This window comes from Streptomyces sp. AC602_WCS936, from assembly GCF_019049125.1.
Taxonomy (GTDB): Bacteria; Actinomycetota; Actinomycetes; order Streptomycetales; family Streptomycetaceae; genus Streptomyces.
The window spans coordinates 18,154-44,299 of record NZ_JAGMUF010000025.1; the positions used below are offsets into that span (position 1 = coordinate 18,154).

The following is a 26,146-nucleotide window of genomic DNA, read 5'->3' on the forward strand; positions in this document are numbered from 1 at the left end:
GAGTCGCAGGAGTGGTAGAGGCCGTGGGAGTCGCTGAGGTCGTAGGAGTGGCGGAGGTCGTCACGGCCGGGGGAGTCGTTCGTGCCGGTGCTCACGAGGCATCGGGGAGCCTCTCGGTGAGTGAGTCGAGGTCGTCGAGCCAGTCGGCCGCTGTACGGGCCGTCCATCCCGCGTCGGCGTAGGCCTTGTCGCGGCGGAGGGCTTCCTCGTCGTCGTCACCGTGCGGTACGGCGACGACGGCCACCCGTACGCCGGAGTCCTTCCAGGCGAAGTCGGCCGGCCAGCCGCGTTCGCCGAGTTCGAAGCCGAAGACGGGGGCCTGCTTGCCGTGTTCGGCGAGCGCGCGGGCGAGCCGGGTGAGTGCCGAGTCCGGCTCGTCCTCCTCGAGGAGGGGCAGGATCTCCTCGTCCCAGGCGGCATCGCGCAGCAGCCGGGCGACGGCCCGCTCGGCCGCCGAACCACCGGCCTCCGCCTCGGCGACCGCGCTCGTGCCGGTGGGGGGCACCTCCCGCGCCACCGCCTCCTCGGCCGGCGGTGTCTCCCGCGGCCGGTGCACGGCGATGAGGGAGTCGAGTTCGCCGATGCCGCCGGTGACGGCCAGTACGTCGACCGGGAAGGCGGCCGCGCGGCTGCCGGCCAGTTGGACGCCGTCCCCGCCGGCGAACGCGAGGAACTGCAGCAGGTTCGACCAGTAGAGCCAGGCCCGCCAGCGCAGCTTGTGCGCGTCGGTTCCCAGGGCCTCGTCGCGGTCGTCCAGCACGGCCAGCGCGCTCCACCGCACCGCGTGCGGTTCCTCGCCGTCGCTCATGTCGACGGTGAAGAGGAGCGGGAGTCCGTACGCGTCGCTCGCCCGGAGCACCAGAACGGGCCCGTCGCCCGGGACCGGTTCCCCGGACGGCTCGAGGCCCGCGCCGTATGCGTCGAGCGCCGACCGCAGTGCCTGCCGCGCCTGGGCACGGTCCGCCTGCATGGCCAGGGGTGCGGGCTCGGCCATGAGGCCGGCCACCAGGGCCCTGGCGCGGCGTCCCCACCGCTCCTTGGCCGGGTCGCGCAAGTAGGCGAGGAGCGCCTCGACGGGGTTGGCGAACACGGCCTGTGCGAAGTCGGCGCGTGCGCCGCCCATCTCCTCGTACCAGTCCTTGGCCGCGTCCTGCGCGCTGCGCGGGTACGGCGGCCAGACCGGCTCGGCCCTTGCCGCCTCGCCCTTCTCGAACAGTTCCAGGTCGTCCCAGGTGAGCTGGAAGACGACGTGGTTCCTGTCCCGCAGCCGGTTGCGCTTCTCGCAGTCCGCGGCGATGCGGTTGTGTGCGCGGGTGGCGTGGTAGCGGTGGCCGTCGAGGTAGACGGTGACGTACTCCTTGGGGCCGTCCGTGGACTCGAAGGTGAAGTCGGTCCGGGTGTACTCCATGTCCCGCTGCGCGGTGAGCCGCCAGTTGGTGCCCTGGCCGAAGCGCAGGTAGCCGCTGGCCGTGCTGCTCTCCTCCAGGACGGCGTCCCGCTCCTGGCCGGTCCAGGTGCGCAGGGCGGCCAGGAACCGGGCCTCCAGGTCGGACTCGACCTGCTTGTCCAGGCCGATCAGGTCCGTGCTGGGCAGCTGGGCGACCTTCCACAGGTCGACGGGCCGCCCGTCCTCGTCGAGCACCGGTCCGCCGTCCTGGTCGACCGGGCCCAGCAGGTCGTTGATGATGCCCAGGGCCTCGAGGCGGGAGACGGTGTCCTGGTGCCGCTCCTCGGTGTAGCGGTGCAGACAGCGGTGGCAGGCGAGCCGTCCCTCGTCGCGGCACGGGCACGTCAGCAGCGCCCGCCGAGCGTCGGAGAGCGCCGCCCGGAAGTGCGCCGGGTCGGTGAGCCGGTGCAGGTAGCCGGTGCCGCCCGGCAGACGGTCGAAGAGCACCAGGAAGTGCCGTGTCTCGCCGGTGCCGTGGTCGGGCATGCGCGCCAGGGTCGAGTCCAGGTGCTGCGGGTCACCGCCGAAGTGCTGGTCGACGCCAAGCCGCAGGGCCGCCCGGAAGGAGTGGATCTTCTCGTCGACCAGGACGGTGGCGGCGGGCAGCAGCACCCGCAGCGCCTCGGTACGCAGCTGGTGCGCCAGCAGCACCGGCTCCTGCGCCACGTCCTGCGGGTTCTTCCCCCGGCGCAGCGGGCACCACGGCTGGTGGTGCTTCAGCTTCGGGTTGCGCGCCGCCGCGGAGTCCAGGGCGTCGGTGTCGTGGTCGAAGACGGGCCGCCCGTCGGCGGTCGCCGCGCCGCAGCCCGTGCACACGTGGAACGGCGCCATCCGCACGCTGTGCCCGGCGAAGTCGTCCTCGGCCTTCGCGTCGAACCGCATCGGGCCGACGTTCACCCGCCGGACGACGGCCGTGCGGCAGAAGTCGACGCCGAACGTCTCGGTCTCGTGCCGCCAGGAGGTCTTCGGTTCGATGTCCTCCTTCGCGATGTCGACCGCGTCGATCACCGTGTAGTACCGCTGCTCCCGGTCGTCCTTGTCATCGCTGATCCGGGCGTCCTCGCGTTTGTCCCGGGAGGTGACGACGGCGGGCTCGACGACCTTGTGCAGGCAGGAGCCGTCGTCCGCGATCCGGGCGCTGCCACAGCGCGGGCACGGCGAGCGGTCGGCCTCGGCGTCTTCCGTGCGCACGTGTCCGCACTCCTGGCAGAACCGCCACAGCCGCCAGTCGGGATCGGTGGCGGTCCCGATCTCCAGGCCGGTGACCTGGTGCTTGTAGCCGTTGACGTAGAACGTGTTGCCCGGCGCGAACTCGGACAGCGCGTAGCGGCGGGGCCGCTCGTACGCGCGCGGCTTGGACTTGTAGGTCTCCCGGCCGGTCTTCTCGTCGACGCCCTCCGGCCAGTAGAGCGTGGCGTTCAGTGTGGTCACGGCGTCGATGAGCGCGTAGTTCGGCAGCAGGCCGAGGTCGCACAGGGCCTGCTGGGCGGTGGTGAGCCCGAGGGAGAGTAGCCGTTTGCCGACCGACCGGTGCTCGGCGTCCAGCTCGGCCTTCTGCCGGGCCTGCTCGTCGTCGCTGTCGTGCAGTTCCTCGCGCGCCTCACCGATCAGCTTCAGCCGGCGGCGCAGCACCTCCTCGCCGCGCCGCCACTGGCGTTCGGCCTCCTCCGCCGCACTGCGCAGCCCGCGGGTGGCGTACGCGCGCAGTTCGGTCCGGGCCCGGTCGCTCACCCCTGCGGGGAACAGGTCCAGGAACCCGTCGACCAGCTGATCGGCGTGGGCGAGGGCTGCCTCGACCAGGTCGGTGAGGTAGCCGGAGGGGCCGAACAGCTCGGGGACCCTGGCCGGTATCGCGGCCAGGGGCTTGCCGTCGGGGCGCGGCAGGCGCCCGCGCGCGGCCAGGTCCAGCAGATGGGCCAGGTACTGGCGGCGCAGGATCTCGATCGCCGACAGATGGCTGCCCGGCGGCACGATCCGCCCGGCGATCATCTCGCGCGGCTGGTCCAGGAAGTACAGGTCGCGACGGCTGCGGTCGGGGATCGTCAGCAGGAACGCGTTGCCGGTGCGCCGACCGGCCCGCCCCACCTGCTGGGCGTAGTTGGCGGGCCTGCGCGGCAGCGCGGCCAGCACGACGGCGGACAGGTCGCCGATGTCGATACCCATCTCCAGGGTGGGCGTGCACGACAGCACGTTGGGGTCCTTGAACCCGGTGCCGTGCTTGAACGCCGCCTCGACCCGCTCCCGCTCCGGCCGGGTGAGCATCCCGGTGTGCTCGGCGGTGACGACCTGGTAAGTGCCCGCCTTGCGGTACAGCCGCCGGTAGTAGTCGTCCTGGTAGTTGCGGTCCCGGTGGTGCACGCCCAGCTCCCCCGGGCGGTCCCCGGCGACCAGCCGGCCCCTGCGGCAGCGGTACGAAAGGCACGGCTGCCCGTGCCACTGGTCCAACAGTTCCGGGTGGACGGTCTGCTCCCAGAAGCAGACCGGGCAGCGCACGAACGCCTGGTTGACGACGTCGTCGGCGAGCAGCCGCACGTCGACCGCGCCCGGCTGCAGCCCGTACACCCGCAGGCTGCCGTCGGCCGGGGTGCGCACCGACAGCAGGCCCGCCGTGACCAGCTCGGGCAGCAGCCTGTTCCAGAAGCCGGCCGTCTGCTCGCGGGGCAGGTCGAGGCAGCGCTGCGCCCAGCGTTCGTACCAGGACAGCCGTCCGGTCGCGAAGTCGAACTCGCTGTTCGTCTTGGGCTGGTCCAGGAGGAACACCGGGGCCGCGACGCCTCGGGGGAAGGCGCGCATGCCCACCGGCCGCTTGCCCCAGATGAAGTAGCGGCTGGTCCCGGCCTCCCTCAGATAGCCGTCCAGCCACTTGTGGCCGATCGCGCCCCTGGTGCGCAGCCGCTCCAGGAGGATCCGCAGGAACGCGAGGTAGCGGGCGTCGTCCTGCTCGACGGGCGGCAGCCCGCCGTGCCGTCCCTCCTCCGCCAGATGCGCGCCCTTCACGAGCGCGACCGCCGCGGCGACGTCCGCGATACGCACCTGGGCCGCCGCCGTCCGGGTCAGCTCCAGGGTGCGGCCGTTGCGGGAGCGGAACCCGAACTCCATCAGCGCCTCGAACGCGAAGCGCTCACCGATCAGGTTCCACGTCCTGCGGTCACCGCCGCGTCCCTGGCCGGACAGCAGCCGCTGGACGCCCCGGATGTCGTGCAGGTCGGTGGGGACGACCGCGGCGAGCGTCCTGCGGTCGGTGGTGGCCGCGACGACGTCCGCGATGAGGTCGTTGAGCGCGGTCGGACGCTCCTCCGACAGGTGCTTCTTGAACAGGGCGCGCAGGGAGAAGGTGTACGAGCGGGAGGCGACGAACCCGGCCCGGTGCGCGGCGTCCTGCACCGAGTCGTTGAACATCAGCGTCTTGTCCTCGCCCTGCTCCTCGTCCAGCTCACCTCCCGTGAACAGCTGGGTCACCGAGGCCGCGGCGAGCGCCGCCGCACCCGTACCGAGGAAGCGGATCGCGTTGCGCGAGCCGCATGCCGGGCACCAGTCCTCCTCGGCCGCCGTGTTCGCCGTCTCGCCCAGGTTGACCAGCACGAAGGCCGAGTCACCGGTGGCCGGGCGCGGCTGTCCGTCTCCGGGCGCGTAGTCCCTGACGGGATCGGGCAGCCGCAGCGTCCGGTTCGGCCCGTCCAGGACGCGCAGCTGCCCGCCCCGGCCGGCGGAGAGCGCGGAGACCGCTCGCCCGCCGTCCGCCCCGCGACCGGCCGACGCCATCGGAGCGGCACCGGAGCCCTCGCGGGCCTCGGCGTCCGTCGCCGCGATCAGATTGCGCACCCGCATCTTGTCCTGGCTGACCGAGGCCCGCCGGATCTTGTGCGAGTCGACCTGGACGTGGGTGTCGTCCGTCTCCGGGGAGAACACCGCCCAGCCCGAACGACCGCAGTCACGGCAGTAGACGGCGGGCAGGAACAGGTTCGCGGTCTGGCCGGCCGTCGCCGTGGTGACCGGCGCCGTCCGGGCGTGCTGCTCGCTCTGCCGGTCCGCCGTGCCGGCCGCGTCCCACTGGAACTCCGCCTTCGGCCACGGCAGCACCCCGCGTACGAGGCGGGAGACCGAGCGGGCCCACTGGTGCACCTCGATCTGCACCAGGGGCCGCGGCCGCTCTGGTGTGGACTCCGGGTCGCGGGCGACGGCCAGCAGTGCGACGAACCGGGCGAGGGCGGAAGCGGCGACCTCCGGCCGCTCGGTGATCGTCTTGCCCCACGACCGCGCACCCCTGCGCCACATCAGGTCGAGCACTTCACCGGTGGTGCGGACCTCGCCGTCCAGCGCCTGCATGACCGCGGAGGTCAGTGTCTGCCGCTTCAGGTTCCGGCCCAGCAGGAACGGGTCCGGGTCGCGCGTGCCGGTCACCGTCTCGACGAGATCGGCGAACTCCGCCTTCCGGAGGGACGGGTCGGGCAGCAGCGCCAGCTCGTCGGGGGAGGGGTCCGGCAGCGCCGGGTCGAAGTCGTCCGGCGGGATGAACTCGTCGACGCTCTGCCGGTCCTCACCGATGATCGCGCCTTCGGTGAACACGGTTCCGAAGACTTGGGTCGCGACGTCGAGGAGCTGACGCACCCCGTCCCCGTCCGTGCCGGACGCGAGCGTCGCGGACGTGGCGACCGGGCAGATCCGCCCCAGCGGGTTCCCCGGCTCCGACGCCCCGACGGCGGCGGCCAGGCGCCGCAGCAGCATCGCCACGTCGGTGCCCTGGGCGCCGTCGTAGGTGTGGAACTCGTCCACGACGACGTACCGGATGTCCGCGCCGTTCCACAGCGCGGCGTCCTGGGAGCGCTGGAGCAGCAGGTCCAGCATCTTGTAGTTCGTGATGAGGATGTCCGGCGGCGACACCCACATGTCGGAACGGCGGGTGTAGACCCGGTCGTACGTCGTCTCCGCCCGGTCGCCGATGTACAGGCCGGCGCGGAGTTTGCCGAGGTCCGCGTCGTGCGCGCACAGCAAATCGTTGATGCGCTGCGCCTGGTCGGTGGCGAGCGCGTTCATCGGGTACAGGAACACGGCCTTGATGCCGTTGTGGCCCGCGTCGCGCTCGCGCGCGCAGTGGTCCAGGACCGGGTAGAGGAACGACTCCGTCTTGCCGGAGCCGGTGCCCGTCGTGACCAGCGTCGGCTGCGGGGCGCGGCCGCCGGCCGACGACAGCCGCTCGAACGCCCTGGCCTGGTGGGCGTACGGGGTCCAGTCCTCCGTCCGCCGCCAGTCCAGCAGCTCCTTCCAGGAGTCGTCGGCCCGCGTGAACGGCGTCCGTATCCGCAGGAACGGCCCCCGGAACATCCCGGACGTCTCGTCCCCCAGGAACCGGTGCAGCGACTCCCGGGCGCCCTCGTCGGTCAGCGCGTACGTCGTCGACAGGTACTGCAGCAGGCTCTCCTTGAGCCCCTGCGCCTCAAGCGTCGGCCTCACGGCTCGGGCACCTCCTGCTTCACCGGATCCCACTCACCCCGGGCGACGGCCTCGTCCAGCCGCTTCTGGAAGTAGGCGTGCGCCTCGCGCATCTCCTTCTCCCGGTCGGCCTTGTAGAAGGGGGCGGTGTAGCCGTCGGGGACGGGGGCGTTGTCGGGGTCGGCGAGATAGGCCTGGAACTGGCCCCAGGTCTCCTTGCCCTGCCGCTGCCCGATCGTGCGGGCGTTCCCGGCGAGCTTCCATCCCTCGGCGTCGAACCAGGTCACCGCCTCGTACTTCTGCAGCACGGGGAAGCGACCCCGGTAGGCGGCGATGAGCGCGTCGGCGTCCATGCCGAGCCAGACGGCCACGAGGGCGTCGATCTCGACGAGGGCGGACCGGCGGGCGCGCTCGGTACGGAGGGGGGTGTCACGGTGCCAGTCGGGGGTGACGTCGTTGAGGGGCTGCAGGCCGGGCCAGGGGAGGGCCCAGGGTTCGTGGGTGGACCAGGTGGGGTCGTAGAGCTCCTTCCAGAGGTCGGCGTAGGCGGTGGTGAGGCAATTGAGGCGGAGGGTGCGGAGAAGGAGGGCGGAGGAAAGAGGGTGTGCACCGTCAGACGGAGCGGGAGTTGCTTTGGCGCTCCGGCCGAGGAGGTCGCTTCGGCCGGTGACTCGTAGGAAATAGTCGAGTGGGAGGGACGCCCAGAATCCCGCCACGAGCACGGTGTGGCGGTTTTCGGGCATCGCCAGACTGTTCATGGCATGGATGTGAGCAGTCCCGGGTGGGACCAGCGCCGCGTACAGTGCACGCTCGGTGTTTGGTGCGATCTGGCGACGCCAAGCCAGCCGGTAGAACGCGGCGAATCGCCGCTTTGACCGCTCGATCAGCAGAGCATCGATTTCGTCTGGATCGACGCCCTCAGGGGTGAGGTTATCCGATTGCGCAATCCGCTGACGGGCGCGCTCTATTGCTCTTTCGTCTGCGCGAAGACGTTCGAGGATGCGGTGATCGACCCAGCGTTCCTGAGCTTTGAGGTACGCCTGACTCCGCTCCCGCGCTCGCACGTACTCTGTGTCGGGTACGAAGTCAGATGAAAGCGTCACCAAGTCAGTACCGTACGGATCGTTGCTGTTGGCGTCATAGCGCTTGAAGATCGGCGTGGCAACGCTGATCTGCGTACCCTTAAGGATCACGTACCGCCAGCGGTCCGGCTGATACTCCAGACCAGTGGAAGCGTCCGGGCGGTTGTAGTCGATCAGCTTTTCTCTCTTGGCCCCACTCTCATCATAACCACGTGTCATCTGCGGCTCGAGTGCACGCAACCGAAGTGGGTAATCCGCCAGCGCACCGATCGCGCTGGCCTCCGCCGTGCTCACGGGAAACAGCAGCCGTGCCCGTTCGACCGGCCCGCCTTCTTCGTCCAGTAGACGTTGCCAGACAGCCAGCTGGGACGTATCTACGCGGACAACCCGCGACCGGTGTGGACGCTCGTCGAACTCGCCGTTGCGGTAACGGATGCCGGGCACGTCACCGCTGCCGTCATGCTCGGCAGAGAAGCGCAAGGCGTCTGCCGACACCAGCCAGGACAAGTGGTCGAACCCGATCTCCTGCGGGCGGCCATACACGTGCACACCGAAGTGCGCGGTGTCGCCCACCGGCCTCGGGAAGAACTTCTGCCCCGAGTTGACGAAGTCACCGTGAATGCGAAGCCTCCGGTAAGCGGCTTCCCGCAGCGCACCTTCCTTGTCACCGGTGAAGTGGGTATCAGGGTGGACCAGCCCCGTCGTTCCCGACGCCGACGCGTGGGCCCACACCTGGCACATGAAGGCCCGGTACAGGTCCGGCTGCGTGCCGGTCAGCAGCGGATAGACCTGCGACGCTCCGAAGACCGCGACCTGCCCGCTGACGTTGGTCAGCTCGTTCAGCACGTACTCACGTGCCTTCGGCAGCCGCAGAAGCTTGGCCCGCTCCTCCTCCTTCTCCGCCGTCGAAGCCCGCTCCGTGAGTTCGAACCACGGCTCGTGCTCGGCCAGCACCGAACTTTCGTTCCACCGGGGCCGCACCCACGGCGGATTACCCACCTGCAGATCGAACCCGCCCCCCTGCGCGAAGACCAGCGCGAAGTCCAGCTCCCAGTGCAGGAACCCCTGTTCCTCGGCGATGTTGGTGACCGTGTGCATCCAGGGGAAGCGGGTCTCCGGGTCCGCGAGGTCCATCCCCATCAGGCGGGGGAGGTTCTTCTCGAAGTCCTTGAGCGCGTCCAGGTTGTCGAACTCGGTGACCAGGTTCTGCTCGTCGGGATCGACGGTGCCCAGGAGGGCCTCGAGGAAGTCCAGCCAGTCGTCAAGCTCGACCAGCGGAATGGTGTCCCGCCACGTCCGCTGCTTGGACTGCTTCGGCGCACCGCGCCTGGACTGGCCGCTCGCCTCCACCGCCTGCAGGGCGATGAGCGGCTCGTCCTCCGCCGCTGCGGACACCAGCGTCTCCTGCGTCGGCCCCGACGCGAACAGCATCGTCTGCTCGGTGAAGCGCGGCTCCGGGACCACCGCCGTCGAGCCCTCGCTGCCCTCACCGCGCCCAGTCGCGTCCTCGCCGACCAGCGGCACTCCCAGCAGGTCACCGAGCGCGTCGGCCGAGGCCGCCGCCGGCACCGTGGCGTCGTACACCCCGTCCGTGCCGTCCAGCAGCGACGCCTTGTCCGCCGGCCAGAACCACAACGCGCACCACGCGTCCATGACCTTCTTCAGGCGCCAGTACGGCGTCTCGGTGGCCTCGAACAGGTCGGTCATGACCTGTTCCTTCGGCACCGCGCCCGCCGCCGTGCGCAGGAAGTCGTACTCGGGGTCGCCCGGCTCGGCGCCCCACACGTCGATCTTGCGGGCGATCGCCGCCTCGGAGAGCCGCATGCGCTTGATGACGAGCGACCACAGGAACTCCGCCCGCTTGGCCGCGTCCCGCAGCCGCGTGAACTGGGAGGGTGCCTCACGCCTCGGCCTGCCCGCCTTGTCGAGCTTGGGCGTGCCGTCCTTGTTCAGATGCGCGGTGCTGCGCTTCGGCCGCTGGAGGATGCCCTTCTTCCAGGCGGCCAGGCGCGCCACCTCGTCCTTGGCGAGTTCCTTGGCCTCCTTGGAGCCGGTCACGGCCGCCCACCCGGGGCTAGGCAGGAGGAACTGGTGGACCGCGTCGGCGGGCAGCGGCTGCGGCTCGCCGTCCTTGAGGAACGGCAGCGGTGTCGGAGCGAGCGTGTTCTTCGCCGCGAGCCAGGCCTTCGACGGGGAGGCGACGTCCTCGCCCGCGTAGACCGCCCGGCGGCCGCCGATCAGCGAGTTTCCTCGGCGCAGGTGCAGCCCGAACCACGGTGCCCGCATCCCGGGGTGCATGGTGTTGAGCCACAGGGAGACCTCGGCCAGCTCCACGCCCGTGGCGTTGAGGTCGACGCCGTACGCGTTGTGCAGGGCGACGTACGCCTTGACCTTCTGCTTCTCCGTCAGCGCGGACGAGGCAGGCATGGAGACGCCCAGTTCGTCCTGGCGGCGGCGCAGGTACTCCTCGGCGACCTGGTTGATCGCCTCGTTGAGGAACGCGCCGGAGCCCAGCGCGGGCTCGCAGATCTTGTACTTCAGAAGCTCGGACGCCCGCGTCCGGACGACCTCGCCGTTCTCGTCGCGTTCCTGGTCGAGGAGGTGCTTGAGCGCCAGCTCGACGGTCACCTTGGTCAGCGACTCGGGGGTGTAGTACGAGGCGGAGGTCTCGCGGTCGCGGCCGGCCAGCCGGTAGACGAACTCGCCCACCTCGTACTTCTTCGGCCCGCGCAGCCCCTTCACCGCGTCGTGTTCGTCGTATTCGACCCAGGTCTTCTCCGGGTACTCCTTCCGGCGGTGCGCGGGCACCAGCCAGGAGCCCTTCTCCGGGTCACCGCCCTTGGCGACCTCGCACAGCTCCTCCTCGGCGATGATGCCGGTGTACGACATCAGGCCCTCGTACACGGCGCCGAGCTGGTTGATGCCGAGGTTGCGGTAGGAGATGAAGCCGCCGCGCTCCCCGCGCCGCCTGGCCTTCTTCATGGTCAGCAGCCGCAGCACCTCGTGCAGGGCGTGGTTGCGCAGCCGCAGGTCCAGCCACTTCGGGTCGGTGTCCTCGTCGCTGCGGGGGTCGAGGACCCCCCGGCCGATGAGACGGATGGACTTCGGCTCGAAAAGCTCGCTGCGCAGCGGCTCGAAGCGCAGGCCGCGGTCCTCGCTGCGGCGCTTGGCCTTGAGCTTGCGGGTCTCCTCGTCGTCGTCCGGCAGGTCGTCGTCGGGTTCCGTGCCGTAGGGACGGTGGCCGCGGTTGACCTTGTTGAACAGGACGTCCAGGGAGGCGAAGAGGTGGTGGCCGTTCCGCGCCTCCTCCTCGACGAGCCGCTCGTCGCGCTCGACGAGCTCCCGCAGCCGCGCCACCGAGTACCCGGCCTCGTAGGTGCCGTCATCGGCGGGCAGGATGCCCAGCTCCGGTCGGGCCTCGGCGTACAGCAGGAACAGGATGCGGTAGAGGTAGCGCAGCGACTCGCGGGTGAGCTCCTTGGCGAACGGCAGCTTCGGGTCCTCGATCCGCCGGGGCTCGATGCCGGCCTGCTTCAGCCGGGCGAGGACCTCGTTGGCGATGATCTCGACCGAGCGCTGCAGCCCCTCGCGCAGTTCCCCGGAGACGCCGACCGCGTTGTCGCGGGAGGCCTTGACCAGGGCGTCGATGCCCGGTCCCTTGCCGTCCTCGGCGGGGGCGAGCAGCTCGTGGCTGAACAGGGCGGCGATGGTCGCCAGCTCGCCGCCCTGCTTGCGGTCATTGCGTTCCAGCGCGGCATCCAGGTTGGCGGCGAGGAAGCGGCCCTCGCCCCACACCTGGCGGTCGGCCAGGACGATCACGCCGCCGCACAGCAGCAGCACGAAACGGGGCGGCTCCCCACCCGGCTCGCCCAGTTCACTCTGGAAGAGCCAGGTCGCGAGGGACTGGCCGCTCTCGTAGACCTCGCTGCCGCTCACCCGCAGCGGGTGCTGCAGCCGGCCGGGGCCGTCCGCGTCCAGGGCCGTGTCGTTGCCGGCGGCCCAGCCACACTCGACGGCCACGATGCCGTCGCCGTGCCAGGCCGTGGCCACGGTGTGCTCGCGCCCGGCGCGGTGGACGGTCAGCTGCCGCCGCTCGGGGGCGGCGGCGAAGCCGAGGGCCGCCAGTACCTTGTCGTGCCAGGCGCTGAGCCGCTCGCGCCAGTCGCCGTCGTTGTAGGTATTGACTCGGGCTCCGGCGGCGGCGCTGTTCTCGTCGGCGTCGTCCTCGGCGTCCAGCTTGGCGCGTTCGGCGAAGAAGTTGCGGTACGCCTCCGAGAGGTACGTGCCGCGCAGGGCGCGCAGCATCTCCCTCGGTGTGGGACGCGGGTCCTTCTCGTCGCTCTCCCGGACCGTCCAGGTGGCGAGGAGACCCTTCTTGAGGTCCTGGCCCAGCTGCTCGGCGAAGTAGTGGGCGGACAGGTACTCGCCGCGGTTGGAGAAGGAGTCGAAGTCGGTGCTCATCGGGTGGTCTCCCCAGCGGCGGCGGTGGCGGCGATGGACAGGGGCTGCAGGACGCAGAGCAGGCGCAGCATGGGCGCCCCCGAGGTCTTCAGCGACTTGATGAGGGTCTTGCGGCGGCTGGCCGTGAGGTTCACGTCGTTGCGGTCCTTCGCCGAGCGGGCCGAGGCGAACAGGGCGTCCTGCTGCCACCGCGTCACCCGCTTCTCGTACGGGGCGAGCATGTCGTCGATGCGCCGCGCGTACTCGGCCTCCTGCTCGCGCAGGTGGCGCGCGGCCTCGTCGACCGCCCGGGGGACGAGCCGCTGCAGCACCTCGCGTTCCTCCTCGGACACGGCTCGGCCGGGCATCTTCGGCCCGACACCGCACGCGGCGAGGAAGGCGGCGTCCATGCGCACGACCCGGGGCGCGTCGGGCAGTCCGACGACGGCCATCCACTCCACCACGGTGGGGCGGCCCACGGCGTTGGAGTGGATGCCCTGCACGAGACAGACCGGCCCGGACAGCTCCGCCGGCAGGCGCGGGTCCAGCTTGGCCGCCGCCGCGGCGTCGGGACGGTGGGCGAGGACGAAAGCCTCGTCGTGCCGCAGGGAGGCGAGCGCCTTGTCGGTCACCCAGTCCAGGACGGGATGCACGTCCGAGACGTAGCTGACGTTGGGCCACTGGGTCTTGGACGACTCGCGGGCCGCCTTCAGCCGCTTCTCCCCGAGCCCCTTGTCGAAGGTGATGCGCAGCCGTCCGGGGGCCTTGCCCGTGGGCAGGATGTGCTGCTCGGTCAGGTACGACTTGGGCAGCGCCTTGAAGCGGTACTGCAGGTCGGCCGGCGGCTCGAACGCGATCGTGCCGTCGTCCTCGTGGCGCAGTTTCAGCTCGTTGTCCGGTCCCGTCGGGCAGATCTGGCGCAGGGCCTCCTCGAAGTAGGCGGAGGTCGAGCGGAAAACGCTCGGGACGGTCGCGGACGCCACGTCGTCCTGGGCCGACCGGGACCCGATGTTGCCCATCATCTTCCTGAGCAGCGACGAGGAGCCGCCGCTGGACTGCTTGATGGACTCCTCCACGGTGCGGCCTGCGAGCAGGTCCCGCGTCAGCCGGTTCTCCTCCTCCTGAGCCCGGTACAGACCGGTGACCGTCTCGGCCGAGCCGTCGATCCGGTGGGCCTCCTCCTCGCGCTTCAGGAGCTTGGCGCCGACCAGCCGGTCGTCGAGCGACAGGGCCTCCCCGGTCTCCGGAACGCGCCGCCACTCCACGTCGCTGGTGAGCACCAGGGCGCGGAACTGCGGCTTGTCCTTCTGCCCGTAGCGGTCGATGCGGCCGTTGCGCTGCTCGATACGGATCAGCGACCAGGGCAGGTCGTAGTGGATGAGCTGGTGGCACTCCTGGTGGAGGTTGACGCCCTCGGAGGCGACGTCGCCCGTGAACAGGATGCGCACCGGGTCGTCACGCAGCCCGAACTTCTCGACGATCCGCTTCTGCTCGTCCTCGTTGGTGGCCTCGCCGTGCATCACCTGCACCGCCCCGCCGTACGCCAGCCAGGGCCGGTCCTTCTTCTCGCCCGCCTCGACGGCACCGGTCTTCTGGAACCCGAGCCGGGCGGGGACGGCCTCGGCCAACCAGGTCAGCGTGGGGATGCGCTCGGAGAAGACGACGACGCGGGTGTCCGACCCCGGGCCGACACCGATCTTCTCCAGTTGCTCGACCAGCGCGTCCAGCTTCGCGGAGTCCTCGTCACCGAGTTCGCCGGCCAGCCGCTCCAACTCCACGATCGCCTCGCGCTCGACCTTGAGCGCGGCCTCGCGGGCGGCCGGGTCCTCGCCCTTCCTCCCCTTCGCGGGTCCGGCCAGGTAGCGGCGCCGTGCCTCCAGCGACTTCTGGAGCGCCTTGTGCGAGGAGAGGAAGGCCTTGAAGAAGTTGTAGGCGGCGAGCGGGTCGGCGCACACCGAGGAGACGGCCGGATCGCGCGGGATCCAGCGGGCGGCCAGCTCCTCGAAGACCGCGCGCTCCTTCGCGGTGGCCTGCGCGGGGACCGGCTCGGACGGACCGCGGTCGGCCCACACGCCCTTGAGGGAGTCGCGCACCTCCTTGTCCGTCTTGGTGCGCCGGATGTAGAGGTGGTCGAGGTCCTTCACGTCGTAGGCCGACGGGTTCGCGATCGCGGCCTCGTCCAGCATCCTGATCAGCTCGGCGAACGATCCGGCGTCGCCGTTGTGCGGAGTCGCCGAGGCGAGGATCAGCGCGTCGGTGCGGCGGGCCAGCAGACGGGCGAGATCGTTGTTCTTCGTGCCGCGGTTGACCAGGTTGTGCGACTCGTCGATGACGACGGCGTCCCACTCGGTGGAGTCCAGGTGGTGGGCGTACACGTCGCTCTTGAGCGTGTCCACGGAGATGATCGCCCGCTTGAAGTAGGCGAAGGGGTTCCGGCCTGCGGGGATGTCCTGCTGGATGCGCTGGATGCCCGTGGAGTCGAGCCTGACGAGCGGGATCGAGAACCGGGTCCACAGTTCGCGCTGGAACTGCTCCAGGACGTGCGCCGGCGTGACCACGAGGATCCGCTCGCCCCGCCCGCGCCGGATCAGCTCGGCCAGCAGGATGCCGATCTCCAGCGTCTTGCCGAGCCCCACCACGTCGGCGATGAGCAGCCGCGGCTGCGGGTTCTTCATGGAGAGGGCGAGCTCGGCCGGCCGCAGCTGGTGGGTCTGCTTGTCCATAAGGAAGCCGTCGGCCAGCGCGAGTCCGTGCTCGGTCTGGGGCAGCGCCGTCTTGCGGATCACCGCCTCCAGGTAGAGGCGGGCCTTGCGGTGGTTGGGGGAGCCGTCGGGGACCAGTTCGGTCTTGCGCGGGTCGAGCACCTGGATGTCGTCGAGCAGGCTGTAGAAGACGGCGTCGGTGCCCCGCACGAAGGACGAGACGCCGGTGACCTCCACCATCCAGCCGTCCCGCGCCGTGGGCGCGACCTTCCGGACGAGCCACTGCTCGTCGCGGATGCGGACCTGGGCCCCGGGCGCGTAGGAGACCGCCCCGCCGGCCGGCCGTGCCACGTTGCCCGACGCGTCGAGGGCGAGCCCGTCCTCGCTCGCCATGTCGAGCACGCCCTGGCCGTCACCGGCCGCCCCCGTACCGGTGGTCACCTGCTGCTCCACTTACCGCCCCTGCTTCTCCTGAACCGCCGTCGTGCACGGTTCGTACGTATCGATCTCAATGCTGCCTGCACCTACCGCCTGCCACAGACACCGCCCCGCGGCGCCATCGGAGGCGCGGCTCAGAGTCCGGGCTGCGCCGCGTACCGGCTCCGCAGGTCCTCGGCCACGCGCAACGACGCGGGCGGCCGCCCCGGCTTCCGGGGCACGGGTACGGAGGCCTTGTCCCCGGGTACGGGTGCGGGAGGTGCCGTGTCCTCCGCCGACGAGCCGGGCACGTTCTCGGCCCCGGCGTCATCGGAGCCCTCTGTGGTCTCGGCGGTGCCTTCCGCGCCCTCCGCGCCCGTTCCTTCCGCGTCCGGTCCCGGTGCGGCCGGTGGAGGACCGTCCAGAGGGCTGTCCGGCTCGTCCTCGTCGAGTGCGACCGCCTGCTCGGCGATCCGCCTCCACGCCGCCGACGACGGTTCGTTCCCGGGAGCCGGTCCCTTCTCGTCCGTCGCGGTGGCGTCGATCAGGGCGTGCCGGGCGGACATGGGGGAGAGCCCCGCCGCAGCCAGCACACCTGTGCATCCGGCCATCACCGCGTCGAGGGAGGGCCGGTCGGCCGGGTCGTGGGCCAGCATCGAGCCGATCAGCGGGTCCAGTGCCTCGGGGAGGCCGCTCAGGTCCGGGGCCTGGTCGGCGTTGGCGACCTGCGCGACGATCGCCTCCCAGCGCGCACCGTCGTAGGGGTAGCGCCCCGTGGCCGCGTACAGCAGGACCGTGCCGAGTCCGTATACGTCGGCGGACTCCTTGACCTTCGTCCGCCCCAGCGCCTGCTCGGGAGGCATGCAGCGCACCGTACCGATGATCATCCCGCTGTGGGACAGCGTGTCCTTGGCGGTGTCGAGGAACGCTCCGAGGCCGAAGTCGATCAGGATGGGGCCGTACGCCCCGAGCATGACGTTCTGCGGCTTCAGGTCCCGGTGAAGCAGCCCCACCGCGTGCACGGCCTGCAGCCCTTCCGCCAGCAGGGCGCCGAGGCTCGCCACCAGGGGAGCGGGCAGCGGACCGTTCCCGTCCACGTACGACAGCAGCGTCCTGCCCGGCACGTACTCCATGGCCAGCCACGGTCGTTCCGCGTAGGGGTCGGCGTCCAGGAAACGGGCGACCCGGTTCGTTCCCACGACCGTCCTGGCGATGAGCGCTTCCTTCTCGAAGCGCGCACGGGTGACCGGGTCCAGCCGGTCCGGACGGATCAGCTTCACCGCGACCGGATCGCCGGCGGGCGAGAAGGCCAGATAGACCTCACCCATTCCCCCCGAGCCCAGCTCCCGCTCGACCACGTACCGGCCGATCTGCCCGGGCACCCCGTCCATGAACCGTGCGCATCCTCTCGCCCACCGCGCGTCCCCCCGAGCGGCCTTCACCAGACCTACACCCTAGTCCCAGGGCGGAACCGGCGGGAGCCCCCGTTCTGTCCTTCACCAGGCGAAAAGGTCCTCGCCGGTCGCCGGTGGCGAAAACCGGGGATTCCGATGGTGGCGCTAGGGGTGGAGCCGGCCCGGGAGGTGGAGCGTCGTGGACGGGGCGCCCGGTCACCCGGGCGGGGTCGTAACCGTCACACGCGGCCGGAGTGCGTCACTCGGCGGGCCGGCCGGTGCGGAACGCGGTCATCAGAAGCGTGTCAGCGGCGCGCGGTCCGGCCCCGCCGGGCAGGGTCTCAGTGCTGACCCGGGTGAAGCCGGCCTCGTCGAGCAGCTTGGTCCACACCTGTTCCTGGAGGACCCAGCGGTGCATGGTGGCTGCCGCTCCGTCCGAGGTCCTCGCGCCGATCTCGGTGGGCTGCACGTCAGGGTGGGCGGGTTCACCGTCGAGATGGTGGGCGAGGGTCGAGAACACGAGGCGGCCACCCGGGCGCAGGGCACTGGCGGCTGCCGGCAGCAGCTCGCGCGGCTCGGCGAAGTCGACGGCTCCGAAGACGCTGTAGAGCGCGTCGTAGGTGTCGGCCACCGCGTGCAGGTGCCGGATCACGTCGGAGCGGACCAGGCGCAGCCGGGAGGCGAGGTGCCTGTACAGGTCGTCGGCCATCGCGTGCTGGGCGGGCGAGGCGTCGACGGCGGTGATGCGGGCCGGCAGGTGGTGGACGGCCAGGTGGGCGGCGTGCCGGGCCGCGCCGGCGCCGAGGTCGCCGACGCTGCGGCCGGTGATGTCGCCGAGGACTTCGGCTCCCGGGCCGCTGTCCTGGCCCCAGCTCCAGAAGAAGTGGGCGGGCACGGTGCGGTCGGTGGCGTGACGGGTGCGGCCGTAGTGGTGCCAGAGGTCTGCGGTGGGGATCACCCCGCCCATCGTGGCGGGCGGCGCCGCCGGGCGGGCCGGTTCGAGGGAATTTCACCCGACGATGCCCCACGGGCCCGGCAGCCAGGCCGGGCCCGTGGGGCACGTACGAGAGGTCAGTGCGAGTCGTTGCCCGGGTGGCAGGGGCCGCACTTGGCGGCGTCCGCCCACAAGGGGAGGTCGACCTGCCAGCCGTCGGCGGTGATCAGGTCCGCCGTCCTCAGCACCGACCCGTCGTCCTTGAAGTCGACCTCCGGGACGTGGTGGAGGTAGTGCCCGCCGTTGAAGCGCTCGCACAGCTCGAAGTAGCTGACGGTGTCGAGGATGACGGCGTGGACGCCGACGTCGACGAGCGTGCTCGGGGCGAGCCCGAGCCCTTCGCCTCGGTGCCGCATCGCGGTCAGCAGGTAGGCGTAGCCCTGGTCGAGGACCCGGGCCGCCATGACGGAGTCGTACGGGTAGTCCCGCATGATGAGGCCGACCTGTTTGTTCCACAGAGCGGCCGGCACGACCTCACGGGCGGGTCGGGCGGTGGCGGTCGTCGGGTCGATGGACACGGGGAGTTCGGCGGCGGTTGCCATGATGCCTCCGATGGACGGTGCCCCGCTGGCCGGGGCGACGCACCCAGCACACCGCGCCGACTGGCCGCACGGTGGTCATCTACCGTGCGGTGCAAGCCCTTTGCACGGTGTGCAAGCGGTCTCGACGCCGGTCGGCGGCGCCTTTACCGTGGGACGCCCCCGGTAGTGCGGCGTGGGAGGGCCGGTGCCCGTAGACCCGCTCTGGAACAGCACGACGGCACGCCAGTTGTCCGAGCAGCGACGCCCCGGCGCCCTGATCCGGCTCGGGCGCGAGCATCGCTCCTGGACACTGGCCGACCTCGGTGAGCGGATCGGCTGTTCAGCGGCAACGCTGTCCCGCCTGGAACGCCGTGCACGTGTCATCGACTTGGGGCTCGTGCACCTGGCGGCGGCCGAGGTGGGCGTGCCCCGACACATCCTGATGACATCTCTGGCGCCACCGTCCACGCCAGCACCGGCCGGCACTAGAGTGACGGCCAGCCCGCGTGACGCCGAGGAGGACCCCATGCGCCGCCGCACGCTGCTCACCGCCACGGCAGCCGCCGGACCGGCCGCCCTGCTCATGGGGTTGGACGAAGCTCTCGCCGCCACCCCGACTCCCACGACCGGCCTGGGACCCCTGGACGGCCGCCTGGCAGCCGCCCGGGAGCTGTACGACAAGGGCGTGCACGGCCGGCTCCTGGCCGTGCTGCCGGGCCTCATCGCGGACGGGCACCGGGCCGCCGCCTCCCGCAAGGACCTCGACCAGGCTCGGTTGTCCTCCGTCTACACGCTGACCTCCTCGGTCCTCAGCAAGATCGGCTCGTACGAGAGGGCACGGCTCACCGCGGACCGTGCCCGTACCTGGGCTGAGGTGTCCGGCTCCCCGCTCGCTGCGGCGGCCGCCGCCCGGGAGCTGGCGATCGTGCTCCGCCACCAGGACCGCCACGGCGAAGCCCAGCGCCTGATGACCTCGGCGGCGACCGATGTGGAGACGACGGGTCTGCGCACGGACGCTGCGGCGGCCGCGTACGCGCAGATGCTGTGCACGCTGGCGTACACGGCCGCACGGGGCGGCCAGCGCGCCGAGGCGCTGGCGATGGTGGAGGAGGCCCGCCGGTCCGCCCGCCGTCTTCCCGGGCCGCCCCCGCCGGGCCGTCTGTTTCCCATCAGCCGGGCCGCTGTCGACCTGTACGCGGTCGGTGTGCACTGGGCGCTGGGCGACGCCGGCGCCGCGCTGGAGGCGGGCAAGGATCTGCGCCCCGATCAGTTCCCGACCGCTGAGCGCAAGGCGCGGTTGGGCACGGACATGGCGCGGGCCTGGTGGGCGTGGAACCGGCCCGAGCAGACCGCCCGCGCCTTGCTGGACGCTCATCGGGCGAGTCCCGGAGAGGTCCGGGACCGGCCCGCCATCCGCAGCATCGTGACCGAGCTGGCCGAGCGGCACCCGCGCACCACAGGCGTGCGCGAACTCCACGTGGCCGTGCTGTCGGCCGGCTGACTGCCGGGACCGTGACAGGCCGGATGGAGGGGCAGTGGGAGAGCCGCTCACGGCAGTCGAGCAGGGAGAAGGTGCGTGATCCTGGCTGCCTGTTGGTCCGGACAGTCAGCGGGCGCGATTCCACCAGTCGACGCTCTCCAACGCCAGAACCCGTTCCTCCAGGACGCGGGCAGTCTCACTGTCTGCGGTGACAGCCCAGCAGACATACAGGTCCGCCCACGTCAAGGCAGCCTTGCCCCAGCCGGTCGCCCGCATCGGCTGACCGCTCTCGACTTCCGCAAGGCGCTCGCGCAACCAATCCGAGTCGGCCAGCGCCCGGTCGAAGACCGCCTCGCCCAGCCCAGAGGCCAACGCCTTTCCACTGGTGTACCGCCGTATCCGGCCCCGCAGCCCCTCGCCCTGGCGCTCACCCGACATGCCCACGTAGACAATCGGACCGTTCTGGCCCCGCCTGGCCAGGTAGACGCCTGGCAATCGCGGCACCTCAGCGCCGACCAACGGCACCCACTCGGACCACGCGGCCAAGGCCAGGACACCCTGACTGATCACCGGATGCACTCGTCCGACTCCGCCAGATGCGGCCGACGGTTCCTGCTCTTCGGCTTCCTCGCAGAGCTCGAGCAGGTCAGGTTCGCGGGGGCCGGCCTCTCTGGCTTTGGAGATGTCGTAGACCTTGGCGGTCTTAGGAGCGCAGGCACCCGACGGTGTCCAGGACAGCAGCCCGACAGGCGAACCTACCGGCTCCAGGCCAACGGCCCGGATCTGCTGCCACGTACGAAAGTGCGTGGGCAGCGTCTGAGGTGTGAACTCGCGCAGCTGCTCGGGCTCCGGTACCGCAACGTCGTCTTCGAAGTACGGGTCCCCGAACAGGTCGTAGCCCATCGGCTCACGGTGCACCATCAGTCCCCTGGCCGGAGGTGGGCCTCTCCTGTCGCACGCCAGCCCCTTCTGTCGATCTGTCGGTTCATACGATCAGTCAACGACAGAGCCCAGCAGTAGGAAACGGCAAGTCCAGACTCATCAGTTCCTACCGGCGGGCCACGTGCCCATGCAAGCTGGTGAACGACGCCGTCAGGAGCGGGGAAGGAGCGCGTAAGGGCGCAGGGGGACGCCGACGACCTGCAGGACGAGGTTGCGGTGTGCGGAGTGAAGGGTGCGCACGGCGGCTCTGGTCAGACCGGGCTTCGGCGGTTGGACGCCGGCGCGTTCCCGGCCGGGCTTCGTCGGGATCCACAGGAAGCCCGGGTCGCTGCCCTCCAGGGCCTTGGTGATTCCGGCGCGGACATCGAGCCAGCGGCGCAAGATCTGCACGGTGTGCTTGTCGAGCAGGTGCTCGGAGTCGTCGACCGTGACGACGGGGACGGGGCGGCGCTCCAGGTCGACGTCGGAGACGTTCAGCCTGTGGAGTTGCGGGACGGTGCGGCCGGTGGCGGCGACGAGGGCGGCCACTGCGGCGGTGCGGATGGCGGTGGCGGCGTTGGCGCCGGTGGGCCGCTTCACGGCGAGGGTGCGCAGGAGCGTGTGGGCCTGCTCGGGTTCCAGTCGGTCGCCGTGCCCGGACGCCGGGTAGGGCAGGGTCAGCGACAGCCCGAGGTGGCCGGCGAAGGCGTTGTACGTCTGGACGCGTGCGCGCTGGGAGTCGTGCGCCGCGGCGGCGGCCGGGCCGGTGAGGGTGTTGCGCCGGCGGGTCGCGCCGGCGCCTGCTGCGTCGAGCCAGGAGGCCGCTCGCTCGGGCTGGAGGAGTTCTTCGGCGGTGAGGGAAGGGACCTTCTCCTCGTGGAGGACGTGTTCCAGGTACTCGGTGAGGAGCGTGCCGCGCAGCCGTACGGTGTCGAGGGCGTACCCGGCGTCCTGCTGGGCCTTGGCGAAAGCGTGGATCGCGGCGAGGGCATCGGCGGTGCACGGGTTCGGCATGTCCGACAGCCTACGGAATCCACTCCCACCATTCCAGATAACAGCAAGAAGCCAAAGCCAGCCCACCCTTGCCAGCTGCAGGTCTCATCTCGGTCCGTGTCGGACCAGATTGTTCCGTACAGGTTCGATAAGGTCCTCACACGACCCCCGATCTATCCGGAGCAGGCTTCTCGGACTTGGATGTCCTCCTCGCTTCTTGCTGTTATCTCACCCAGGAGTCGGAGGCTTCGCGGCCCGAGGACATCCTTATCAGCCCCGGACACGCCGCTGCCCCTGGCCTCCTCAGCCTGCCGTCAGCGCCGCCAGGGCGCGGTCCATCGCGGCGTTGAACTCTTCCGGCGTCAGCGGCAGCCGGGCCTTGACGTCCCGGCTCCATTGGTCGGCGAGGACCTCGGCGGAGCCCGCCTCGACACCGTCGAGCGCCGCGTCGGCCAGGTCCGACGGAGCGATCTTCTTCACGGGCCAGCCCGCCGCCATGTCGGTGTCGGCCAGGCCGAGGTGTACCGCTGTGACGAGCGTGCCCTGCTCGGCGAGCTCCAGGCGGACGCCGTTGGTCATGGCCCAGGCGGCGGCCTTGGTCAGGTGGTAGGCATTGGCGCCCGCGCCCCCGAACCACGACATGGCGGAGAGCACGTTGACGATCGCGCCCCCGCCGTTCCTGGCGAGCGCCGGCGCGAACTCCCGGACCATTCCCAGGTGGCCGAACATGTTGGTCTCCAGCTCGTGCCGCACTGCGTCCAGCGAACCGGTCACCAGATCGGTCCCCGTCTGGATCCCAGCGTTGTTGATGAGTAGCGAGACGTCCGGGGCGGCCTCGGCGGCGGCCCTCACGGATGCCGGATCGGCGATGTCGAGGGGCAGCACCTCGACCCCGGGCAGGCCCACGGTCTCCGGTCGGCGGGCCGTCGCGTAGACCTTGTGGGCGCCCCGTTCGAGCAGGCGCTGGGCGAAGGCGCGGCCCAGGCCGCGGTTGGCTCCGGTGACAAGGGCGACGGAGTTGTTGATGTCCATGCCCGGTACGCTAAAATCTGACGCTGACGTCAGAGGCAAGTGCTGGCCGTCAGGACCGGGACGAGAGGAATCACCATGATCGTCACGGAGGCTGCGGCCGAGCGGCTGATCCGCATCGGCGAGGTGGCGCGGGGCGCCGGTGTCTCGGTACGCGCCGTGCGCTACTACGAGCAGCAGGGGCTGCTCGTCGCGGAGCGCAGCCCCTCCGGACAGCGCCTCTACCGGCAGGACACCGTCGCCCTGGTGCGCTTCTTCCAGCAGATGTACGCCGCCGGTCTGACCAGTCGAAGGATCACGGAACTCCTTCCATGCTGGGACTCCGGGCACACCGACGCCGAGCAACGAGCCATGCTGCGCGCCGAGCGCGACCGCATCCAGGCCAAGGTCGACGACCTGCAGGCCGCCCTGGACCGCCTCGACGAGATCATCGCGATCACGGACACGCACCCGTAGGCGCGATGGCTTCGGACCGCGCAACAGCGATGTACGGCTGGAGTATCAGCCCTTGTCGGAAGGTTCGCTCCCCGCTTCCGCGCCGTCTCGGGGCTGCCACAGGTCGCTTCCCTCGTACTTGCTCCGGAGCAGGGGAATCACCCCGCTCGGAATGCGAAACCCCTTCGCCCAGGAAGGATCGATGGCGTGGCCGTAGACGGTGGTGAGCAGGAAAGGCTCCCCTCCTGTCAGCACGCCTATCGCCTGTAGATCTCTCGACAGGGTGCCGATCGGTTGGGTGAAGCCGCGAAGTCTGCGTGTCTCGTCGTAGCCGGCAAGCTCGTAGACCGTCTCCCGGTCCACGAACCCGCCGTTCGCCGCAGCCGCAACGATTGCTTTGACTCGGGATGGATAGCGCCTCATCAGCTCGTCCATGAACGCCGCCAGCGAATCCGCCGTCCAGGCTTCGCCTTCGGAGTCCTTGTCGGCCGATGCCTCGCCCAGTTGCTCCAAGTCGCGCACGGAGCCCTCGTCCACATTCAGGTCGAGGAGTTCCTTGGCCCAGCGGAGCAACTCGCTTGGAGTGAGCATGTAAAGTTCCACGCCGGCCTGCTCCCGCAGTTCCTGAAGGAGTTCGGCACGGGGGCGGGGCGGGATGTCGTATCCGCGGTTGGTCCACCAGTCCTTCTTCACGTCCCCCGTGACCAGCAGAACGTCGCACCCGCGATGTCGGGCCTCCTCCATGAGCTGGACCCACACGAGGTAGTCACCGGCAGCCAGCTCGGGTTCCTTGGTGCGGAAGTCCTCGTGCCCCGGCGGTATCCCCTCGTCGGCGCGCTCCTGCGCCTCTTTCACGGCCCTGTCGTAATCGTCCGACGACAGGGGCTCGCCGACCCGGCCGTGCAGAAGCGGTTCGAGGGCGTTGAGCACCGGGTCAGTGTGAGTGGTGGCAGTCTCCTTGAGTGCGTCGCACTCGGCCTGCGCCCGGATGAACTTCTTGAGGCTGCCGGCTGCTTCGGCGAGCTCGGCCAGATCTCCGTCAGTCCGCTCCACAGCCTCTTCGTTGTCCTTGAGCTGGACGGCGGTCAGCCAGGTGGTCACGGCTGTCCGGGCGGCGTTGACCGCCTTGTCGAGCGCGGCGCTCGCCTCATTGGCCTTGGTCGCGTGGTGATGGCGTACGGTCGGCGACTCGCGGTTACGCCAGAACTCCGTGAGCACCTGGTGTGGAATCCACAGGCGCTCGCGGAGCCTGGCGAGGGCGGCAAGAGTGTCCCGGCGGGTGCTCTCGTTCGAGCGGTAGAGGTTGAGCAGCACATTGGTGTCGAGCACGATCAGACCGGAATCGAAGATCCGCTTGTAGTCGGAGCGGAGTGGGCTGCGATGGGCCGCGTCGCAGTCGAAGACGCCCCGGACTTGCGGCTGGTCGGACGTGGTGTGCGATGCTGCCATGAAAACGCTCCCCCGGGATCGTCAAGCGCATCAGCCCTCCCCGGCTGGGTGCGCGGGGGAAAGTCTAGGGCCGGATCGAGCCCTCATTGTGCTGAACGCTTCAGGCGCACGAGCTGACACCAGTGTCCATCTGCCGCCCATTGCATCCGACACGAAGTCGCGCTGGTCAGCGCTGCGGCCCGGGTGGGGGCGGCAACCAGGTGTGATGGCGTGGGCTTGGGCGGTGTTCCTGGCGGTCACGGTGTCCGCCTACTGAGTCTTCCTGCCACTCGCCGTCCCTCACGCAGGGGGCTGACCTGGGGTTTCTCTGTGACTCGTATAGGATCGCCGTCTCCGCCCCCGCTGTGACGCCTACGATGCGCCAGCCCTCCGGCGGCTCCGGATCACATCGTGCGGCAAGGGAATCATGCGCCTGTCCAGCTACCTCAAGAGGGCCGCCACAAGCGCGGCCACGATACCCCTCCTCGCCGGGTGCACAGGAGAACAGGACGCGGGCGGGGGCGTGGAGCAGGCCGCAAAGAGGCCTGCGTCCTGGACGGACCTGCCGGTGCGGACCGGCGCACGGGATGTCGTCCACACGGACACCGACGACCGGTCGTACAAGGTCAGGGTCACGGTCAAGAGCCTGGTCCGGGGTTCGCAGGAGGACATGCGGGGGGCGCGCGTGGACGAAGAGCTGAAGGGCATGGTTCCCCACTACCTCACCTTCGAGGTCACCAACACCGGCCCGAGGAAGCTCCCCGACGCCTACATGGTGGACAGCAACTTCGCGCTGAACGGCACCGACTGGGAGCGTGGGGAGGAGGTCTACCTGAGCGGCGGCAGGCCGGACGGGAGCGACCTGCCCTGCGCGGACACCGCGCCGGAGACGCTGCCGCCCGGCGACTCGTACGACACCTGCGTGACCTACGCGCTGCCCGAGGGGGTCGGCGTGCTGTCGCTGTCGCACATCGCCGACGGCTACCTCGATGAGGGCGGGGCGGTCGCCACCTGGCCTGTCGAGGGCGGCCTGAAGGCGGCGTCCGCAGAGCTGGCGGAGCCGGGCGACATCGTCCGCGTCCGGTGGAACGACCGCGAGGACGGCGTCCTCGAACTGCCCGCGACGCTGGTTTCCGTACGCCGGGGCAGCGCGGCCGACCTCGCGGGACTGGACCTCGACCTCAACGAGAACGAGCGACGCGGTGTCCCGTACTACGTGTCGGTCACGTACACCAACCCCGGGCCGGAAGACCTCTACGCCGACCAAGCCGACCGCGTCCGCCTGCTCACCGAGGGCGGCCGGCAGATACAGGGGAAGACCCCCTTCGGCCTCGACACGAGGATCCCCGGCTGTCCCTCCGACTGGGTCGCCCGGATGATCCCGCCGGGCGACAGCGTGACGGAGTGCAGCATCCACCTGGTGACGGACGACG

13 protein-coding genes are annotated in these 26,146 nt (G+C 70.6%); 3 read left to right on the top strand and 10 right to left on the bottom strand.

The window, feature by feature from the left end:
• Positions 1 to 91 precede the first annotated feature (91 nt).
• The 6 genes from KUM03_RS38860 to KUM03_RS11740 all read right to left on the bottom strand — a co-directional run bounded on the left by KUM03_RS38860 (position 92) and on the right by KUM03_RS11740 (position 18,448).
• Positions 92 to 6,898, bottom strand: coding sequence for a DEAD/DEAH box helicase (locus tag KUM03_RS38860; RefSeq protein ID WP_217246975.1), 6,807 nt, complete (start codon positions 6,896 to 6,898; stop codon positions 92 to 94).
• Positions 6,895 to 12,420, bottom strand: coding sequence for a hypothetical protein (locus KUM03_RS11720; RefSeq protein ID WP_217246976.1), 5,526 nt, complete (start codon positions 12,418 to 12,420; stop codon positions 6,895 to 6,897). The genes KUM03_RS38860 and KUM03_RS11720 overlap by 4 nt, the downstream gene beginning before the upstream one ends.
• Entirely contained in the window at positions 12,417 to 15,554 is a 3,138-nt protein-coding gene (locus tag KUM03_RS11725) for a DEAD/DEAH box helicase (protein WP_308406302.1), read from the bottom strand. The genes KUM03_RS11720 and KUM03_RS11725 overlap by 4 nt, the downstream gene beginning before the upstream one ends.
• Positions 15,555 to 15,673: 119 nt before the next feature.
• Positions 15,674 to 16,909 (bottom strand): serine/threonine-protein kinase, encoded by a 1,236-nt coding sequence (locus tag KUM03_RS11730; protein ID WP_217246977.1) that lies wholly within the window; start codon positions 16,907 to 16,909, stop codon positions 15,674 to 15,676.
• Between the two features lie 262 nt (positions 16,910 to 17,171).
• Positions 17,172 to 17,879, bottom strand: a complete 708-nt coding sequence (locus KUM03_RS11735) for a class I SAM-dependent methyltransferase (protein ID WP_217246978.1) — start codon at positions 17,877 to 17,879, stop codon at positions 17,172 to 17,174.
• A 104-nt stretch (positions 17,880 to 17,983) separates the two neighbouring features.
• Entirely contained in the window at positions 17,984 to 18,448 is a 465-nt protein-coding gene (locus KUM03_RS11740) for a hypothetical protein (RefSeq protein WP_217246979.1), read from the bottom strand.
• 184 nt (positions 18,449 to 18,632) lie between these two features.
• Here KUM03_RS11740 and KUM03_RS11745 point away from each other — a divergent pair, with 184 nt between their 5' ends.
• On the top strand, positions 18,633 to 19,928 hold the full coding sequence (locus KUM03_RS11745; protein ID WP_217246980.1) for a helix-turn-helix domain-containing protein: 1,296 nt from the start codon (positions 18,633 to 18,635) through the stop codon (positions 19,926 to 19,928).
• A gap of 105 nt (positions 19,929 to 20,033) precedes the next feature.
• On the opposite strand, the gene KUM03_RS11750 is transcribed toward KUM03_RS11745, so the two are convergent.
• From KUM03_RS11750 to KUM03_RS11760, 3 genes are all read right to left on the bottom strand, one after another.
• Entirely contained in the window at positions 20,034 to 20,810 is a 777-nt protein-coding gene (locus KUM03_RS11750; protein WP_217246981.1) for a hypothetical protein, read from the bottom strand.
• A gap of 189 nt (positions 20,811 to 20,999) precedes the next feature.
• Positions 21,000 to 21,842, bottom strand: a complete 843-nt coding sequence (locus KUM03_RS11755; protein WP_217246982.1) for a hypothetical protein — start codon at positions 21,840 to 21,842, stop codon at positions 21,000 to 21,002.
• Positions 21,843 to 22,124: 282 nt separating this feature from the next.
• A complete protein-coding gene (locus KUM03_RS11760) occupies positions 22,125 to 22,853 on the bottom strand; it encodes an SDR family oxidoreductase (protein WP_217246983.1) in 729 nt (242 codons plus the stop codon).
• A 75-nt stretch (positions 22,854 to 22,928) separates the two neighbouring features.
• Here KUM03_RS11760 and KUM03_RS11765 point away from each other — a divergent pair, with 75 nt between their 5' ends.
• Positions 22,929 to 23,306, top strand: a complete 378-nt coding sequence (locus tag KUM03_RS11765) for a MerR family transcriptional regulator (protein WP_217246984.1) — start codon at positions 22,929 to 22,931, stop codon at positions 23,304 to 23,306.
• A gap of 45 nt (positions 23,307 to 23,351) precedes the next feature.
• Here the strand turns inward: KUM03_RS11765 and KUM03_RS11770 are convergent, their stop codons facing one another.
• Positions 23,352 to 24,734 carry a PIN-like domain-containing protein gene (locus tag KUM03_RS11770; RefSeq protein WP_217246985.1) on the bottom strand — a complete coding sequence of 461 codons (1,383 nt, stop codon included), beginning with the start codon at positions 24,732 to 24,734 and terminating at the stop codon, positions 23,352 to 23,354.
• A gap of 502 nt (positions 24,735 to 25,236) precedes the next feature.
• On the opposite strand from KUM03_RS11770, the gene KUM03_RS11775 reads away from it, so the two are divergent.
• Positions 25,237 to 26,146 (top strand): hypothetical protein (locus KUM03_RS11775; protein WP_217246986.1); only part of this gene is annotated, 910 nt, incomplete at its 3' end.

Bases quoted from the DNA above. Each gene is read 5' to 3' on its own strand.
- KUM03_RS11720 (WP_217246976.1), bottom strand. From the start codon at position 12,420: ATGAGCACCGACTTCGACTCCTTCTCCAACCGCGGCGAGTACCTGTCC.
- KUM03_RS11730 (WP_217246977.1), bottom strand. From the start codon at position 16,909: ATGGACGGGGTGCCCGGGCAGATCGGCCGGTACGTGGTCGAGCGGGAG.
- KUM03_RS11735 (WP_217246978.1), bottom strand. From the start codon at position 17,879: ATGGGCGGGGTGATCCCCACCGCAGACCTCTGGCACCACTACGGCCGC.
- KUM03_RS11740 (WP_217246979.1), bottom strand. From the start codon at position 18,448: ATGGCAACCGCCGCCGAACTCCCCGTGTCCATCGACCCGACGACCGCC.
- KUM03_RS11750 (WP_217246981.1), bottom strand. From the start codon at position 20,810: ATGGGCTACGACCTGTTCGGGGACCCGTACTTCGAAGACGACGTTGCG.
- KUM03_RS11755 (WP_217246982.1), bottom strand. From the start codon at position 21,842: ATGCCGAACCCGTGCACCGCCGATGCCCTCGCCGCGATCCACGCTTTC.
- KUM03_RS11760 (WP_217246983.1), bottom strand. From the start codon at position 22,853: ATGGACATCAACAACTCCGTCGCCCTTGTCACCGGAGCCAACCGCGGC.
- KUM03_RS11765 (WP_217246984.1), top strand. From the start codon at position 22,929: ATGATCGTCACGGAGGCTGCGGCCGAGCGGCTGATCCGCATCGGCGAG.
- KUM03_RS11770 (WP_217246985.1), bottom strand. From the start codon at position 24,734: ATGGCAGCATCGCACACCACGTCCGACCAGCCGCAAGTCCGGGGCGTC.